We start from the raw sequence: 16889 nt of genomic DNA, 5'->3' as shown, positions 1-16889 counted from the left end.
ACATCGACCAAAACAACAAAAATCCGCATTCACGATATCTGGAGGCTTACCCATGATCTCGCTCACTCGCTTCGTCGCAGCAGCCGCTGTCGCCACCGCCCTCACAGGCACCGCCTGGGCGGGTTCAACCCTCGACCGCATCCATGAAACCAAAGTGCTCAAAGTGGCCACTTCGGCCAACTGGCCACCGCAATCGTTCCTGGGGCCGGACAATAAGCTGCAAGGCTTTGATATCGATGTCGCCAGCGAAATCGGCAAACGTCTGGGCAGCAAAGTCGACTTCGTGACGCCCGAGTACGGGATCATCACTGCCGGGCGCTGGTCGAATCGCTGGGACTTGTCGGTGGGCTCCATGACGCCGACCACCGAGCGCACCCGAGTGCTCGATTTTCCCGCGATCTACTACTACACGCCGTATGTATTCGCCGTGCACAAGGACGCCTCGGGGACGAAGTTGGCGGACCTGAACGGCAAGATTATCGGCGTCGAAGCCGGCACGACGTCGGAGGACTATATCAATCGTCGCCTCAAGATCGACGCCGCCGATGTGCCGCCATTTACCTATGACGTCACACCCGGCGAGGTTCGCACCTACGGCGACAGCATGGGCCCGCTGGATGATCTGCGCATGGGTAACGGGGTTCGCCTGGACGCTACCTTGTCTGCGCTTCCAACCATCGTCGCGGCCATCAAGAATGGCTATCCCGTCGTCAGAGTCGAAGGCAAGCCGGCCTACTACGAACCCCTGGCCATCGCCGTAGACAAGGGGGATGAGGCGTTCAACAGCGCGCTGACCAAGATCGTCACCGACATGAAAGCCGATGGCACGCTGAAGCAGCTGTCTGAAAAATGGTACGGCGCCGACCTCACCCAAGTGCAATAAAACAAGCATTGGCCTACCAGGCGCCCGTCCTCGACGTGGCGCGCGGTACGCCTGCGCCGCGAAAAAAGGACGACGGACTTCATGTACACCTACAACAACAATTACTACACCGCCACGATGCGCGACACGACTGAACGTGAGGTGCTGTGTGGAAATGCCCAGGCCGATGTATGCGTCATCGGCGCCGGGCTGGCAGGGCTGAGCACCGCGTGGGAGCTGGTCTCACGCGGACAGTCCGTGGTGCTGCTGGACGCGGGACGTGTTGCCTGGGGCGCGTCGGGGCGTAACGGGGGCTTTGTGCTTCAGGGCTGGTCCGAAGGGTTGTCCTCTATCGAGCAGCGCTGCGGTAAACCCACCGCCGCCGCGCTGTTCAAACTGTCCCTTGAAGGCGTCGATATTGTTCGCGACATGATCGCCGGTCATCAATTGCCCGGCTGCACGCCCACCCCCGGAAAACTCAGCGTGGTTCGCTACGACGATGGCGATAACCTGCAGCGCATGCGCGACAAAATGGCGGCGGATTTCGACTTTCACCTCGAGTACCTGGATCGCCAGGCGGTGCGCGAAAAGCTCAAGACCGAGCGGTATTTCCAGGCCCTGCGCGACAGCCATGGCTTTCACTTCCACCCGTTGAACTATTGCCTCGGCCTGGCCCGGCTGATCGAGGGCAGCGGCGGGAAAATCCATGAACGGTCGCCCATGATCAGCGTCGAGAGTCGCAACGGGCGACACCGGGTCGCAACCGATCAAGGCACTGTGGATTGCGCCCATGTAGTGTATTGCTGCGGCGGCTATGGCGGGCCGGAGTTCGGCAAATTACGCCGCGCCTTCCTGCCGATCGCGACCTATGCGGTGCTGACCGAGCCTCTGGGTGATCGCCTGGCGGAGGCGGTGCGTACCACCGATGCCGTGGGCGATAACCGCCGGGCCTCGGATTATTACCGCGTCGTCGAGGGCGACCGCCTGCTCTGGGGCGGGCGTATAACCACCCGGAACCTGCAGGATGAAAAACGCCTGGGGCAGTTGCTGACCCAAGACATCCTCGACGTTTATCCGCAGTTGCGCGGCATCAGGATCGACAAAGCCTGGTCCGGGCTGATGGGCTATGCGCGGCACAAGATGCCGCACATTGGCCCGCTCGGGCAGGGATTGTGGACATGTACATCATTTGGTGGCCATGGTATGAACACCGCGCCGATCGGTGGACGCGTCATCGCCGAGGCAATCTGCGGCGAAACCGATCGCTACCGTCTGTTCGATGCCTATGGCCTGGAATGGAACGGCGGCCCGCTGGGCCCTGCGGCCGCACAAACGGTTTACGCCGGCCTGAAGATGATGGACATGTTTCAGGAAAGGCGTTCGCAGCGCAGGGCGACTCATCAAAAATGACCCGAGCAAGGTCAAGGAAGTGTCCATGGATACGCAGAATCCCGGCCCATTGTTTAACCTGACCGACAAGGACCGGCAATTGCTCGGCCTCCTTCAGGCCAACGCACGCGAGCCCACCGCGTCACTCGCCCGCAAACTCGGGGTCTCACGCTCTGCGGTGCAGGAACGGATTACCCGTCTGGAAAAGGCCGGCGTCATCACCGGGTACAGCGTGCGCATCGACCAGGACCGGCTGCAGCAGACGGTTACCTGCTTCACCATGACCTCCTGCACCAACAAGAGTTACACCGATGTCATGACGTCCCTGCGCAAGATGGACGCGGTGCAAGCCGTGTATGCGGTCTCGGGCGAGTCGGACTTCATCATTCATCTCGCTACCGCCACCCTCAGCGAACTCAACGCCGAGCTAACCCGGATCAACATGATCAAAGGGGTGGCGCACACCGCGTCCCATATCGTGATGGAAACCAAGTTCAGCCGGAAATTGACGGTGTGACGTGCTGCCAGCCTTGGGAAACTCTTCGGCTCCAATAGTGGCTCAACCACCTGACAAGGCACTTCTTGCAAAACAATCCGCCCCGCCTCAATATAACAAGCAATAACTTGGTTAATTAATCTCAAGCCTGACACCCATGCCAGTTGCCGGGCCACACCGCGAATGCAGTACAAGGAATCGTTGATGCAAACCCAAGACAGCAGTTGGGGCGAGTTGCTCCGGGGCAAAAACGCCACCCGTTCCATCGCGCTTTCAGGCGGCATCGCGCTGTATGCCACCAACACCTACATCGCCACCACCATCCTGCCGTCGGTGGTCGCAGAAATCGGCGGCCTGGCGCTCTATGCGTGGAGTACCACCTTGTATGTGGTGGCCTCGATCCTCGGCTCGGCCCTCACCTCCAAGCTGTTGCAACGTACCGGACCACGGCAAGCGTATGCGTTAGCCACGCTGGTGTTCATGGTGGGTGTGCTGATTTGCGCATTGGCGCCGAGCATGCCGGTGATGCTGGCAGGACGCTTTATCCAGGGCCTGGGCGGCGGGGTTCTGTTGGCGCTGTGTTACTCGATGATCCAGCTGGTGTTCGAAGAACGTCTTTGGCCTCGGGCAATGGCTCTGGTATCGGGCATGTGGGGCGTGGCGACGCTGGTCGGGCCAGCGGTGGGTGGCGTGTTTGCGGAAATGGACGCCTGGCGTTTCGCCTTCGGTTCGATGGTGCCGGTGAGCCTGGCGTATATGGTGCTCACCAGCCGTGCGCTGCCGCCACGCGATACCGCAGCGACGGCCACGGCTCGTTTGCCGGTGCCGCAGCTGGTGCTGTTGGCTGGCGCGGTGCTGGCGGTGTGTGCGGGCAGCGTCTCGTCACTGCCGAGCTGGAACCTGTTGGGCATCGCGGTCTGTGCGGTGCTGGTGTGGCTGCTGATCCGCAAGGAATCCAACGCCACGGTGCGTCTTCTGCCCAGGGATGCGCTGAAGTTCAGCACCCCGCTTTGCGCACTGTATGCGACCACGTGCTTGTTGGTGATCGGCATGAGCAGCGAGATTTTCATGCCGTATTTTCTACAGCATCTGCATGGCCAGTCACCCTTGGTCGCCGGTTACATGGCGGCGTTGATGGCGGCCGGTTGGACGGTATCGGAAATCCTCAGCTCTGGCTGGACCGGCCGTGGTCCGCACCGCGCCATTATCGCGGGGCCGCTGTTTATCGTGGCCGGGCTGGTGATGCTGGCAATCACTACGCCAATCGCCGGTCACGGGGACTGGGCACTGTTGGCACCTATTTGCCTCGGGTTGTTCCTGGTGGGTTTTGGCATCGGCCTGGGCTGGCCGCATCTGCTGACGCGCATCCTGCAAGTGGCGTCGGAGCAGGATAAGGACACAGCGGCATCGTCGATCACCACCCTGCAACTGTTCGCCATGGCCATGGGCGCAGCACTGGCGGGGGTGATCTCGAACATGGCGGGCATCAATGGCGTGGCGGGCGATGCCGGCGTCGCCAATGCGGCACGTTGGCTGTTCGCGCTGTTTACCCTGGCACCGATGTTGGCGTTGGTCATGGCATTGCGTGCGACACGGACGAAGGCCAGCGTCGGGGAAGAAATAACAGTGTCTTGAGACTGGCTATTCGTTGCTACTGCGCCAATAAACACCCTCCTCTGAAAAAGCCCTGAATCTCAGGGCTTTTTTGCATTTGCGTGCTGGCCTGACGTGGCAATAACTTCCATCGAGTGACTTTCATTATGAAACCTACCGTGACATATTACGCATGTAATATTCAGTAACAAGCCAACGGGCCGTCCGTTTCGCCACTCAAACTCAACGAGGTCATTTCGCCATGGACGCTCAAGTCAGCGCTGTGCCCGAACCCACAAAACCATCCCGGCGCAAACAGGCCCTGCGCCTGGGGCTGCTGACCCTGGCGGTGGTGAGCGGCGTCTGGTACGCCAGCCACTGGTGGCTGGTCAGCCGGTTTATCGAAGACACCGACGACGCCTACGTCGGCGCAGACGTAACGGTGATCAGTGCCAAGGTGCCGGGCTATATCAGCGAAGTGGCCGTGCAGGACAACCAGTACGTACGGGCCGGCGATGTGCTGGCCCGTATTGATGTTCGCGACTACCGCACCGCCCTGGCCAAAGCCGATGGCGCCGTGGCCGCGCAACAAGCCGCCCTCGCCAACCTCGACGCCACCGAACAACTGCAACTGGCGGTGATCAACCAGGCCAAGGCGCAGATCGACGCCACCGATGCCGAAGCGCAACGGGCCAGCGACGATCAGACCCGTTACCAGAACCTGGTGCGCAGCCAAGCCGTGTCGGTGGAAAGCGCGCAACGGGTCAGCGCCGTCTGGAAGACTGCCCGCGCCGACCACTCCCGAGCGCAAGCCGGGCTGATGGCGGCGCGCCGGCAAATCGACGTGATTGAAACCCAGCGCGACCAGGCCCGCGCCGCGTTGCAACAGGCCCAAGCCGAACGCGACCAGGCACAGTTGAACATCAGCTACACCGAGCTGCGGGCCCCGGTGGACGGCTATGTGGGCAACCGCCGCGCCCGGGTCGGCGCCTACGCCGCGGCCGGCAGCCAACTGATCTCGGTGGTGCCGGCGAAAGGATTGTGGGTGGACGCCAATTTCAAGGAAGACCAACTCGGCCGCCTGCAGGTTGGGCAAAGCGTGAGCATCCGCGCCGACATCCTCCCCGACCGTGAATTCCACGGGCACATCGAGAGCCTGGCCCCTGCCACCGGGGCGCAATTCAGTGTATTGCCGCCGGAAAACGCCACCGGCAACTTCACCAAGATCGTGCAGCGTGTGCCGGTGCGCGTGCGGCTCGACAGCACCGACGCCGACTTCGGCGCCCTGCGTCCCGGCTTGTCGGTGATGGCGAAGGTCAACACCGATGAAGCGTTCGAGGACCAGGCCAGCGCCCTCAAGGCCCAGCTATGAACAGCCCGTTGCCCGCCCTGAGCACCGCACAAAAGGTCGCGGCCTTCGCCACCATGTGCGTGGGCATGTTCATCGCCTTGATCGATATCCAGATCGTCTCCGCCTCCCTCAAGGACATCGGCGGCGGGCTGTCTGCCGGAGCGGACGATACGGCGTGGGTGCAGACCGCTTACCTGATCGCGGAAATCATCGTAATCCCCATGTCGGGCTGGCTCTCGCGGGTGATGAGCACGCGCTGGCTGTTCGCGGCGTCGGCGGCCGGGTTTACCTTGACCAGCCTGCTGTGCGCGATGGCCTGGAACATCCAGAGCATGATCGCGTTTCGCGCCTTGCAAGGGTTTCTGGGGGGCTCGATGATCCCGTTGGTGTTCACCACCGCGTTCATGTACTTCAACGGCAAACAACGGGTGATCGCCGCGTCCACCATCGGCGCCATCGCGTCCCTTGCGCCCACATTGGGCCCGGCCGTGGGCGGTTGGATCACCGATATTTCCTCCTGGCACTGGCTGTTCTACATCAACCTGGTGCCCGGCCTGTTCGTGACCTTTGCGGTACCGATGCTGGTCAAGGTCGACCGCCCCAACCCGTCGCTGCTCAAGGGCGCGGACTATATCGGCATGGCGTTGATGGCGGTGTTTCTCGGCTGCCTGGAATACACCCTGGAAGAAGGCCCACGCTGGAACTGGTTCAGCGACAGCACCATCTCGACCACCGCCTGGATAGCCGGCATCAGCGGCGGGCTGTTTATCTGGCGCTGCCTGGAAATCAAGGAACCGATTGTCGACCTGCGCGCGCTTCGGGATAGAAACTTCGCCCTGGGCTGCCTGTTTTCGTTCATCACCGGCATCGGCATTTTCGCCACCATCTACCTCACGCCGCTGTTTCTCGGGCGGGTGCGCGGGTATGGCTCGCTGGATATCGGCCTGGCGGTGTTTTCCACGGGGGTGTTCCAGTTGCTGGCGATCCCGGTGTACGCGGTGCTGGCCAACCGCTTCGACCTGCGCTGGATTTTGATGTTCGGGTTGTCGCTGTTCGCCCTGTCGATGTGGGACTTCTCCCCCATCACCCACGACTGGGGCGCCAAGGAGCTGATGCTGCCCCAAGCCATACGCGGGTTTGCCCAACAAATGGCGGTGCCGCCCGTGGTCACCCTGACCCTCGGCGCACTGGCCCCCGACCGACTGAAACTCGCCTCGGGGCTGTTCAACCTGATGCGCAACCTCGGCGGCGCCATCGGCATCGCCGCCTGCGCCACGGTGCTCAACGACCGCACCAACCTGCACTTCCTGCGCCTGGCCGAGCACCTGAACATCCGGAACGAGTCGATGAATGTCTGGCTTGACCAGCTTTCAGGGAATGCCCAGTTGCTCGGGCAAAACAGCTTGGACGCGAGCCAGTTTGCGCTGCATCAGCTGTGGGCGCTGACCTGGCGTGAGGCGCAGACGCTGACTTATGCGGATGCGTTCCTGATGATCATGGTGTGCTTCATCGTCGCCGTGTTGCTGGTGCCGTTGATGCGCAAGGTGCAGCCGCCGAAGCAGCCGATGGCGGATGCGCATTGAACATGACGGCACCCTCGCCACGCGGGGTGCCGCATCATCGTGCCGGTGGCGTATCCGTGCGTGATACGAGCAATGCAAGCACACAAGCCAACAGAAGAAACACGCCACTCACGATGAAAGTGGCCCGGTAGCCAGCCCCGTCATACAACACGCCCCCAACCGTCGCGCCGAGGGTGATCGCCAACTGAATGACAGCCACCATCAGCCCGCCTCCGGCTTCGGCATCCTGAGGCAATGTGCGCGATAACCAAGTGAACCAACCCACGGGCGCGCAAGTAGCAACCAGCCCCCACACGCCCAGCAAGACGGCTGTAGCCAGCATTGAGCTACCGTAAACCACCAACGCCATGGCAATGCCCGACATCAACAGCGGAATCAGCATCAACACTCGATAAAGACTGCGGTTCAGCAATGAACCGATCAGCATCGTACCCGCCAACCCGGCCATCCCGATGATCAGCAGTAGCAGGGATAAACCCGACACATCAACACTGGTCACCGCCTCAAGGAACGGGCGCAGATAGGTGAATAGCGCGAACTGCCCCATAAACAAAAATGCCACTGCCGCCATGCCCAGAGAGACGTTGAGGCGACCCAACAACCGAAAGACATCAACAGCAGAGCCGGGCTCATCTTGACCAGGCATTTTCGGCAGGGTGAAGGCTTGCCAACACAGCGCCAGAGCCGCGAGTGGAACCACGCAAAAGAATGCTCCTCGCCAGCCGATCAGTCCGCCCATAAAACTGCCAATCGGCGCTGCGACCGCCGTGGCGAGTGCGGTACCGCCCTGGATCAACGCGATGGCTTTAGGCACGAAAGGCTCAGGTGCAATCCGCATCATGACCGCGGTCGACATTGCCCAACTTCCTCCGATCGCGATGCCCAAAATGGCGCGCCCCACCATCAGTGTCGAGTAGTTCGGGGCAAAGGCAACGAGCGCGCCGGAGGCGATCATCAAGGCCGTCAGGAAAAGCAAAACAGGCCTTCGGTCAAGCCTGCGAATGACGCTGGAGATGAAAAGGCTGGTGATGACCGCGAAGAGGCCGGAAATGGAAATCGCTTGTCCGGCCTGCCCCTCCGTAAGCCCGAGATCGTTCGCAAGCGGCGTGAGCAAGCTCACCGGCAGAAACTCGGAAGTCACAAGGGCGAAGGCGCACAGCGCCATCGCCAGGACTGCTCCCCATACCTGGCGGCTCGCTGTTTGAGTAGGCAAAACGGTGCTGCTCATCGGGTCGGTCACTTCAGGTGGGTCTGGAAGAACGAGGTCAGTTTGGCAAAAGGAATCAGGTCGACTCGGTCGTAGAGATCCACATGGCCCGCACCTGGAATGATCACGAGCTCCTTGGGTTGGCCAGCCAGTCGATAAGCCTCTTCACTGAACTCACGGGAGTGAGCCTGTTCACCGGCGATGAACAGCATCGGGCGTGGCGAGATCGTCTCGATATCGTTGAACGGATAAAAGTTCATGAACTTGACGTTGCTGGTCAGCGTCGGGTGAGTGGTCAGCAGCGGTGATTGGCCTTTGGGGGGTGAACTCCCCGCGTGGCGTGCGGTAGAAATCGTAGAATTCGCGCTCAATCGCGTTGGATTTGTCCGTCAGTTCATGGACTGTCCCACTGGTGTACTGGGTATCGCCGCCGGTGAACTCGGCATAACGCTGTTCGGCAGCCGCAGCAATGCCTTGCTTTCTCTGCTCGACAGTGACGGAATGCTTCAAGCCGTTTCGGTTGGCTGCGCCCATGTCGTACATGCTGACCGTGGCAATGGCCTTCATTCGCGGGTCGATCTTTGCAGCGCTGATAACGAAGCTGCCGCTGCCACAGATGCCCAGGACACCAATCCGGTTGCGATCAACAAACGTCTGCGTGCCCAGATAGTCCACGGCAGCACTGAAGTCTTCAGCATAGATTTCCGGCGACACCGCATTGCGCGGCAGGCCATCACTTTCGCCCCAGAACGACAGATCGATGGCAAGGGTCACGAAACCCTGCTCTGCCAGCTTCTGCGCATACAGGTTCGAACTCTGCTCTTTGACCGCGCCCATGGGATGGCCAACGATGATCGCAGCGTTTTGGCTGCCCGGTTTCAAATCTTTTGGGAAGAACAGATTCCCTACGGTGTTCATCCGGTACTGATTTTTGAAAGTCACCTTCTGCATCGTGACCTTCTCACTTTTGTAAAAATTATCGGCTCCGTCAGACATGTCTGCTCCCAGTGCACAGAGCGACGCCATCAGAAGGCCAAGCAAGACAACCAGTTTTCTCATGAGGTGCTCCCATCGGTGAATAGGTGCCGGCCAGGACCAGCAAGGGGTAAGAACCACGCCTGCGACATCAGACGAGGCTTGCCCTATTCTCCGCGAGTGCATCATGCTTGATAATCTAATGAAAGCTTGTTGAAGTTATAAGCAAGGCTAATCAATCAAGGTAGGCGACCTACGATGCCAAGACATAATCTGAATGACCTTCTGGCCTTTGTGACGGTCGCCAGGGCAGGCAGCTTTACCCGGGCGGCGGCTCACTTGGGTGTCACACAGTCCGCGCTGAGCCAGGCTGTGTCCGGGCTTGAAAAGCGCCTGGAAATACGACTCCTGACACGCACCACCCGCAGCGTTTCGCCGACCAGTGCGGGTGAGCGCCTGATGCAAACCATCGGTCATCGCTTCGATGAAATCGAGGCCGAGCTGGATGCATTGACCGAACTGCGGGACAAGCCCGCAGGCACGGTGCGCATTACCTGTGGTGATTTTGTCCTGAGGACAATACTGCTTCCCCGGCTCACGCCGTTGCTCCTCGAATACCCCGATATCAAGGTTGAGTTTGATATCAACTATGGCTTCCGGGACATCGTTGCGGACCGCTTCGATGCAGGCATCCGATTTGGCGACACCGTTGATAAAGACATGATCGCCCTCCCTATCGGCCCGCAGGTACGGATGGCTGTCGTAGGGGCGCCAGCGTATTTCGCCGGCAATCCCGTGCCAAAAAAGCCACAGGATCTGGTTAATCACCGATGTATCGATATCCGCTATCCAACGCTTGGCGGGCTGGCTGTCTGGGAATTCGAAAAGCGTGGCCGCAAGGTCAACGTGCGAGTCGCAGGCCAAGTCATTCTTAACACCAGCGCACATGTACCGGCTGCGGCCGTTAACGGCTTGGGCATCGCGTACCTGCCGGAAGAAGAATTTGCACCGCATATCGAGAATGGCCGCCTGGTACAAGTCCTGGAGGACTGGTGCCCGTTGTTCTCGGGTTATCACCTGTACTACCCAAGCCGTCGCTTGCCAACACCTGCCTTTACGCTTGTTCTGAATGCGCTACGAGCCGATGGCCCTCTCTAGAACGAGGCATTTAAGCAGTAAGAAACTGGGTGACCTCGTTAACCGCCACACTCTGTGGCGCAGTACTCACTGCGGCTTCCAGACTGCACCATGGGTAATTCAGCCCTGATACCCATTCCATGACACCCTCAAGATCCGCCGCTGGAAGGGTTTTCATATGCTCGATAGTGATGGTGAGCTTTTCAACAAGCCCCGACTCAACACTGAACTGCCACTCATACACCCCACACCCAACCCGGGCTTCGCCGGAGTTTTTGTCGGACATCCCCACCAGCCATTTGCACAGATAGGTGTCGGCCCCCTCTTCAGGCGGCTGCCCCAGGCAAAACGTATAGACGTTTTCAAAGGTCTGCCCGAATCGCCGCACCAGCACGTCGCCGATGCTGGCAACTCCTTCAACGTGGGGCGGGAACGAGATGGAACCGGTGCGCACTACCATGTCCAGGGTCGCCTCCGGAACAAACGCTCGGCTGAGCAAATGCGGACGGTTGCCGTCCTTGGCGAGTATGTAGTGCTGAATCGCAAGTTGAGCAGTGTTCATGGTTTTTCCGTCGATTCCCTATCGGATGATGCTTAAGCCTTCTGGATCAGCTCTCAGAAGAAACAACTGACTCATCAGTGGATTCAGTCGCCAGTTTCAACCGGTCAGCTTTACTGATGTACTTGTCCTTGCGGGCGGGTGCCAATTTGGCGCTGGCCTTTTTGGCTTTAGCCTTGAACAGCTGTTGTAGTTTCTTTTGACGATTCATGTGTTCTATCCGGTTTGTAATCAGTGCCTACCGCTGTGATTATCCATCTTTCATGCATTCTTCGAAGCACATTTAATTCACGGCACTCCACAGCGCCACAGCGGTCTGTCCCTATACGCCCCTATTCTCGCCCAGCGGAGCCACCATGATCATTGTCCACCACCTCAACAACTCTCGTTCGCAACGCATCCTGTGGCTGCTCGAAGAACTCGGCCTGCCTTATGAGCTCAAGCGCTACCAGCGCGACCCGAAAACCAACCTGGCGCCACCTGAACTCAAGGCCATCAATGCGCTGGGCAAATCACCGGTGATTGAAGACGGTCCCCACGTGGTGATCGAGTCCGGCGCCATCATCGACTACCTGATTCGCCGCCATGGCAAAGGCCGCCTGCAACCCGACCCAGCCACTGCCACCTATGACGAATACGTGCAATGGCTGCACTTCGCCGAAGGTTCGGCCATGCTGCCGCTGATGCTCAACCTCTACGTTGGGCGCCTGGGTGATGCGGGTGCGCCCTTGCATCCGCGTATCGAATCCGAGGTCGCGAACTACCTGGGTTATCTGGACAACGCACTGGGGCTTACGCCGTACCTGGTGGGTGACGAATTGACCGGCGCGGATATCCAGATGAGCTTCATCGGCGAAATCGCCAGGGCCCAGGGCAAGTTGCAGGCGTACCCGAATGTGGCGGCGTGGGTGCAACGCTTTCAGGAACGGCCGGCGTATCGCAAGGCGCTGGCACAGGGTGGTGAATATGCATTTGCGAAGTGAAGAACATGACCGGGTTTGACTTCAAGGCACGATTTATATCGTCGCAGCCGCTCGTCCCGCCGGAACTGGACCTGTGTCTAGACGAATTTGTTGTCTACGAGGCTGGCCAGGTCTGTTCCCTCGCCCCACAAGACGCGGAGTTCCTCGTCAAACAGGGGCTGCCGCGCGACGCCGCGCCCTTTTTGAGTCTTGAAGCCTACAGCCCATCGCAAATCGCCCACCGGCTGATGGTGTACGGAATTAGCGAGGACTATTTCCCGCTTGGCCAAAACGGCTCGGGAGACGTTTTGGCCATCGATCGTCGAAGCCGCGAGGTCGTTTACTTCAACCATGATTTCGATAACGCGCGCGTTTTCATCAATTCCACCTTGGTGCTGTTTGCGCAGTGCCTGTGCATCTTCCAGGAGCATCTGCGTGACAGTACGCTGGAACGCTGCCTGGCTGAGATCAAGCGGGTTGACTCCGCAGCGGCAGTGCCGGGGGCGATGTGGGCCGACGCGGTCAGCGAAGAGCTTTGTTGACCGGTGCAGTCACACCAGTAGTCCGTGCCAGCGACAACCTGAAGGTTGAAAACAGGCAGATCACCTGGATTGCTTTAACGCCCTGGATGAGGATAACTGTAGGACGCTTCCAATCTTGAGATGACGCACGATGTTCGAACTGGCCCCCATCCTGACGTACATAGCCGTTGTAATCGGCCTTTTCCTGATCCCCGGCCCTGCCGTGTTTCTGGTGATCACCCGCACCCTCCAGGGTGGCCGCAAGGTCGGGATTGCCACCGGGCTGGGCGTGGCTTCGGGGGACCTTATCCATACGTTGTGTGCGGCGTTGGGCCTTTCCGCCATCCTGATGACCTCGGCCGTGGCATTTAACGTCGTTAAAATCGTCGGCGCCTGTTACCTGATCTACCTGGGCATACGCGCGTTTATGGCCAAGCCTGGCGCGACCACGCGCAAAGACCTGCCCACAGTGACCTCGACCCAGGCGTATTTCCAGGCGGTGGTTGCCGAAGTGCTGAACCCGAAAACCGCGATTTTCTTCCTGGCGTTCCTGCCGCAATTCATTCATCCGGAATCGGGTTCTTCCCTGGCGCAATTCGCGGTGCTGGGTTTGATCTTTTCGGGCCTCAGTGCGGTGTATACCACGCTCATTTCGGTCTCTATTCGTCCTTTGAGCAAATGGATGACGGGCCTTTCAAGGCTGCGCCGCTGGGAAGGAAAGATCATCGGTACTTTGTTTATGGGGCTGGGGCTGAAAATAGCTTTTCAGCAGCGCTAGGGCCTGCGGATACTCACGGAGGAAACCATTGCGGATCTACATCACAGGCGCCTCATGCGCAGGCGTGACCACGCTGGGTCGTACCCTCGCCTCTTTGCTCAGCCTTCGCCATCTCGATGTCGATGACTTCTATTGGCTGCCCACCAACCCTCCTTTTACAACCAAGCGCCCGCCCGATGAGCGTGTGGCGCTGATTCAGCAACGCTTCGGTGATGACGGTTGGGTGCTCACCGGCTCTTGTATGAGTTGGGGAGATGCACTGATCAACGACGCCGACCTGATTGTGTTTGTGGCAACGCCTACCCCCGTTCGGCTTGAACGCTTGGCTGCACGTGAAAAGGAGCACTTCGGAAATCGGATCGCACCCGGTGGCGATATGCATGAGATACATGTGGCCTTCCGGGCATGGGCATCACAGTACGACGACCCGAGCTTTTCCGGACGCAGCAGGGCGTGGCACGAGCGCTGGATGTCGAAGCAGACCATACCGATTGTCAGAGTTGATGGGTTGAACAGTACCGAAGAAATGGCGGCGGATGTCATTCATGGATTGTCGCAAGGCATCGCAACAGCCCGAAACCAGGAAGACTAAGTCACGGCTCTCAACATGCCTTCGTTATGTGCGCTTTGAGACTCAACTACCGAGAACCGCTGCCGTTCTCGTTGATCCTGCGTAGTTTTATCGCGTGCATGTTTGGCTTATTAAGCCCATATTGACTCGGTACTCTGATCGCTATAGGTACACTCAACCTGGTATTGATGAGTTTGGAAAACTCACAGTAAGGGTCAGCATGGCAACACTATGAAGAGTTCCATGAAAAGCATAACGCTCGTGTCTGGTCGGTTAACACCTAAAGCTCTTTCTGTGGGCCTGATCGCTTTCATCCTCTTGGTCTGTGTCATGCTGGTTTCCGCAATTGCCTGGCAGCTAAAGCAATCGGCGGACGAACGATTGGCGAACGCCAAAATTGCTGTTCATAACATTGTTCGGGCTTCCGAGCAGCAGGCTCAAGATACCTTGCGTCAAGCTGAAAACATTCTGAGCGACCTTGCAGAGCGCGTTGAAAATGACAAACTTGGCGACGAACAGAAAGTTCGCTTATCCAAAATAATGGCCAGTAACGTTGAGGCAACCGACGGGATTCAAGGATTATTCATTTTCGACAAGAATGGCAACTGGGTAGTCAATTCGTTCTCGTCAGCGACGGTCGCAAAGAACAATAGCGATCGTTCTTATTTTATCTACCACAAGAACCACCCTGGCACGGCCATCCATGTAGGCCAGGTCATTTTGAGCCGCACCACCGGCGACATGATCATCCCTGTCAGCCGCCGCACTCAATACCCAGATGGCAGCTTCAGCGGCGTGGTGTTGGCGACGTTGCCCGTCGCCTACTTTCAAAGTTTCTTTGAGCGTTTAGACGTAGACAAACAAGGGGTGATATTGCTGGCGCTGAACAACGGCGATTTGCTTGCCCGCCGGCCAATGATTGACGCGCTCATGACAACTAATATCGCAAAGGGAGAGCTGTTTAGTCGCTATCTGATCAACAGCAACGACGGGACAGCCAGGCTGACGTCCGTCGTGGACGGGGTAGAACGAGTCTATGCCTACAGCCGCATACGGGGCCTTCCGATCGTCGCTGCAGCAGGATTGTCATTAGACTCAGTATTTGCAACATGGTGGACGTACGTCTACCAGGCATCGATTATGGTGGTGCTGATAATTGTTGTGCTGACCAGTCTGGGTTTTCTCTTTTACCGACAAATTCAACGTTTGTTAGTGGCAGAAGAAGAGCTGCGCCTTGCGCATTGTGATTTAGAACATATTGCCAAGACTGACAGCCTTACGGAGTTGCCTAATCGTAGGTGTTTCGACGCGACACTGGCACAAGAGTGGGCGAGAGCATGCCGCACTGGAAATAGCGTAGCGCTCATACTTATCGATATCGATTGGTTCAAGCAGTACAACGACTATTACGGCCATGTTCTCGGTGACGAATGCTTGAAACAAATCGCAGCGTTAATAGGTAAAAATATAAACCGCCCAGCCGACCTCGCTGCCCGGTATGGAGGAGAAGAGTTTGTAATCCTGCTTCCAGAAACGGAGCTTGCAGGTGCGGTAAAGATCGCCGAGGAAGTGCGTTCAGCCATAGAGGCTGCAAAAATTGAACACAGAGGCAGTTCGGCAGGCATCGTAACCATCAGCGCGGGTATCACTTCCAGCCACCTGCGTGGCGTAGTGGTAGCGATTGATCTGCTGGAAAAGGCCGACAGTCTTCTGTATCGCGCAAAAAAACTGGGGCGCAACCGAGTGGAGCATCAGTTGCGGGAAGTGATCACTCACCCGCAAACCGATCCCTTTTTACCCGATACATCTCCCCATCCGCATGGCTGAGCAGCGTATCGGCATCCTTCCCGTCCGCCGGATAAAACGCCACGCCAATACTGCAGGACGGCATTTTCACCGCGCCAAACTCAGCGCTCAGCGGCTCGGCCATGACCGCGAGTATCTGCGCGACTTTTCCGGAAACGGCGTCCTCCGACTGGATGTCTGTCAGTAACACCGTGAACTCGTCGCCGCCCATTCGCGCCACCAGGTCACTTCCGCGTACACAGCCTTCCAGCCGCCGTGCAATCACGCAGAGCACGCGATCGCCCACGGCATGGCCATGCACATCGTTGATGCACTTGAAGTGATTGACGTCCAGAAACAACAGCGCCAGCTTACTGTCGTGTCGCTGGGCCGCTTGCAGGGCCGCGTCCAGTCGGTCATTGAACAGCGACCGGTTGTTGAGGGCTGTCAGCGGGTCATGATGGGCGAGGAAACGTAGCTCTTCTTCAGCTTGTGTAAGGGCCGTAATGTCCCGCGCGACACCAATCCGCGCGCCTTCGTCTTCAGACCAGAACGCTGCCCACAGTATGTGCACCACGCTGCCATCCTTGCGGATGTAACGGTTGCGGAAGTCGACGTGGGGCTTGCCGTTCATGACCCGCACAATCGAGGCCCGGGTGCGCGCGAGGTCCTCGGGGTGCATGTAGTCGGTGATCGGGGTGCCGATCAGTTCGCTGGCGCGGTAACCGAGCAGCGCTTTGCAGGCATCACTCACAAAGACAATCAGGTTGTCACTGTCGACCACAAACACCGTATCCAACATCAGGTGGATAAGTTTGGGATAGAGGGCTTGCAGGTCAACGGGCATAAGTCATGGCGCGTCTGGTTCATATGGTTCCGATCATAGCCCGATCATCAAGGATGGCAAAAAGGAATCATAGCGGCCCGCAAAATAGCCCAAGGCAATGTTGTTGAACCAAGTGCGTCGCCACCAGCAGGCTGCGCCACCCTTCGAGGTCGTAGGACAGCGCCCGCCAGAGCACCCAAAGCGAGTAATAATAGAGATGGAACGCGGCCCCGGTCACGGGGCCTGCCCGCAGTTGGCCTGGACCACCATGACCGTGGCGTTCCAGCGCAACAG

The 16889-nt window shown here is 58.7% G+C and carries 16 protein-coding genes and 1 pseudogene; 12 read left to right on the top strand and 5 right to left on the bottom strand.

What is annotated here, in order from left to right:
* The first annotated feature begins 52 nt into the window (after positions 1–52).
* The 6 genes from AU074_RS24860 (at position 53) to AU074_RS24835 (ending at position 7274) form a co-directional block, all read left to right on the top strand.
* The gene (locus AU074_RS24860; RefSeq protein WP_076016962.1) at positions 53–883 is read left to right on the top strand and encodes a transporter substrate-binding domain-containing protein; all 831 of its coding nucleotides are present in this window, start codon (positions 53–55) and stop codon (positions 881–883) included.
* Between the two features lie 81 nt (positions 884–964).
* Entirely contained in the window at positions 965–2272 is a 1308-nt protein-coding gene (locus tag AU074_RS24855) for an FAD-binding oxidoreductase (RefSeq protein WP_076016961.1), read from the top strand.
* Between the two features lie 25 nt (positions 2273–2297).
* Entirely contained in the window at positions 2298–2768 is a 471-nt protein-coding gene (locus AU074_RS24850) for an Lrp/AsnC family transcriptional regulator (RefSeq protein ID WP_076016960.1), read from the top strand.
* A 183-nt stretch (positions 2769–2951) separates the two neighbouring features.
* The gene (locus AU074_RS24845; RefSeq protein ID WP_076016959.1) at positions 2952–4382 is read left to right on the top strand and encodes an MFS transporter; all 1431 of its coding nucleotides are present in this window, start codon (positions 2952–2954) and stop codon (positions 4380–4382) included.
* A gap of 220 nt (positions 4383–4602) precedes the next feature.
* Entirely contained in the window at positions 4603–5712 is a 1110-nt protein-coding gene (locus AU074_RS24840; RefSeq protein ID WP_076016958.1) for an HlyD family secretion protein, read from the top strand.
* A complete protein-coding gene (locus AU074_RS24835) occupies positions 5709–7274 on the top strand; it encodes a DHA2 family efflux MFS transporter permease subunit (protein ID WP_076016957.1) in 1566 nt (521 codons plus the stop codon). The genes AU074_RS24840 and AU074_RS24835 overlap by 4 nt, the downstream gene beginning before the upstream one ends.
* Before the next feature lie 34 nt (positions 7275–7308).
* Here AU074_RS24835 and AU074_RS24830 read toward each other — a convergent pair whose 3' ends face one another.
* Positions 7309–8502: an MFS transporter gene (locus AU074_RS24830; RefSeq protein ID WP_076016956.1), complete on the bottom strand. Its 1194-nt coding sequence runs from the start codon at positions 8500–8502 to the stop codon at positions 7309–7311.
* A gap of 8 nt (positions 8503–8510) precedes the next feature.
* A pseudogene (locus AU074_RS24825) lies at positions 8511–9540 on the bottom strand (alpha/beta hydrolase).
* Positions 9541–9714: 174 nt separating this feature from the next.
* Between AU074_RS24825 and AU074_RS24820 the strand changes: the two are divergent.
* Entirely contained in the window at positions 9715–10614 is a 900-nt protein-coding gene (locus tag AU074_RS24820) for a LysR family transcriptional regulator (protein ID WP_076016955.1), read from the top strand.
* Between the two features lie 10 nt (positions 10615–10624).
* Here AU074_RS24820 and AU074_RS24815 read toward each other — a convergent pair whose 3' ends face one another.
* Positions 10625–11155, bottom strand: a complete 531-nt coding sequence (locus tag AU074_RS24815; RefSeq protein ID WP_076016954.1) for a hypothetical protein — start codon at positions 11153–11155, stop codon at positions 10625–10627.
* A gap of 46 nt (positions 11156–11201) precedes the next feature.
* Positions 11202–11363: a DUF2986 domain-containing protein gene (locus tag AU074_RS24810; RefSeq protein ID WP_076016953.1), complete on the bottom strand. Its 162-nt coding sequence runs from the start codon at positions 11361–11363 to the stop codon at positions 11202–11204.
* A gap of 145 nt (positions 11364–11508) precedes the next feature.
* Here AU074_RS24810 and AU074_RS24805 point away from each other — a divergent pair, with 145 nt between their 5' ends.
* The 5 genes from AU074_RS24805 to AU074_RS24785 all read left to right on the top strand — a co-directional run bounded on the left by AU074_RS24805 (position 11509) and on the right by AU074_RS24785 (position 15811).
* Entirely contained in the window at positions 11509–12135 is a 627-nt protein-coding gene (locus AU074_RS24805) for a glutathione S-transferase family protein (protein ID WP_076016952.1), read from the top strand.
* A gap of 5 nt (positions 12136–12140) precedes the next feature.
* Positions 12141–12656, top strand: coding sequence for an SUKH-4 family immunity protein (locus AU074_RS24800; RefSeq protein ID WP_143503675.1), 516 nt, complete (start codon positions 12141–12143; stop codon positions 12654–12656).
* A gap of 130 nt (positions 12657–12786) precedes the next feature.
* Positions 12787–13413, top strand: a complete 627-nt coding sequence (locus AU074_RS24795; RefSeq protein WP_076016950.1) for a LysE family translocator — start codon at positions 12787–12789, stop codon at positions 13411–13413.
* A gap of 28 nt (positions 13414–13441) precedes the next feature.
* The gene (locus AU074_RS24790; RefSeq protein ID WP_076016949.1) at positions 13442–14005 is read left to right on the top strand and encodes an adenylate kinase; all 564 of its coding nucleotides are present in this window, start codon (positions 13442–13444) and stop codon (positions 14003–14005) included.
* Positions 14006–14227: 222 nt separating this feature from the next.
* Positions 14228–15811 carry a diguanylate cyclase gene (locus AU074_RS24785; RefSeq protein ID WP_076016948.1) on the top strand — a complete coding sequence of 528 codons (1584 nt, stop codon included), beginning with the start codon at positions 14228–14230 and terminating at the stop codon, positions 15809–15811.
* On the opposite strand, the gene AU074_RS24780 is transcribed toward AU074_RS24785, so the two are convergent.
* Positions 15753–16616, bottom strand: coding sequence for a sensor domain-containing diguanylate cyclase (locus AU074_RS24780; protein ID WP_076016947.1), 864 nt, complete (start codon positions 16614–16616; stop codon positions 15753–15755). The genes AU074_RS24785 and AU074_RS24780 overlap by 59 nt on opposite strands.
* Positions 16617–16889 lie beyond the last annotated feature (273 nt).

Origin of the sequence: Pseudomonas sp. ATCC PTA-122608, from assembly GCF_001952855.1 — a bacterium.
Classification (GTDB): Bacteria; Pseudomonadota; Gammaproteobacteria; order Pseudomonadales; family Pseudomonadaceae; genus Aquipseudomonas.
Note: the sequence above shows the minus strand (reverse complement) of the source record. Positions and strands in the feature narration are given on the sequence as shown.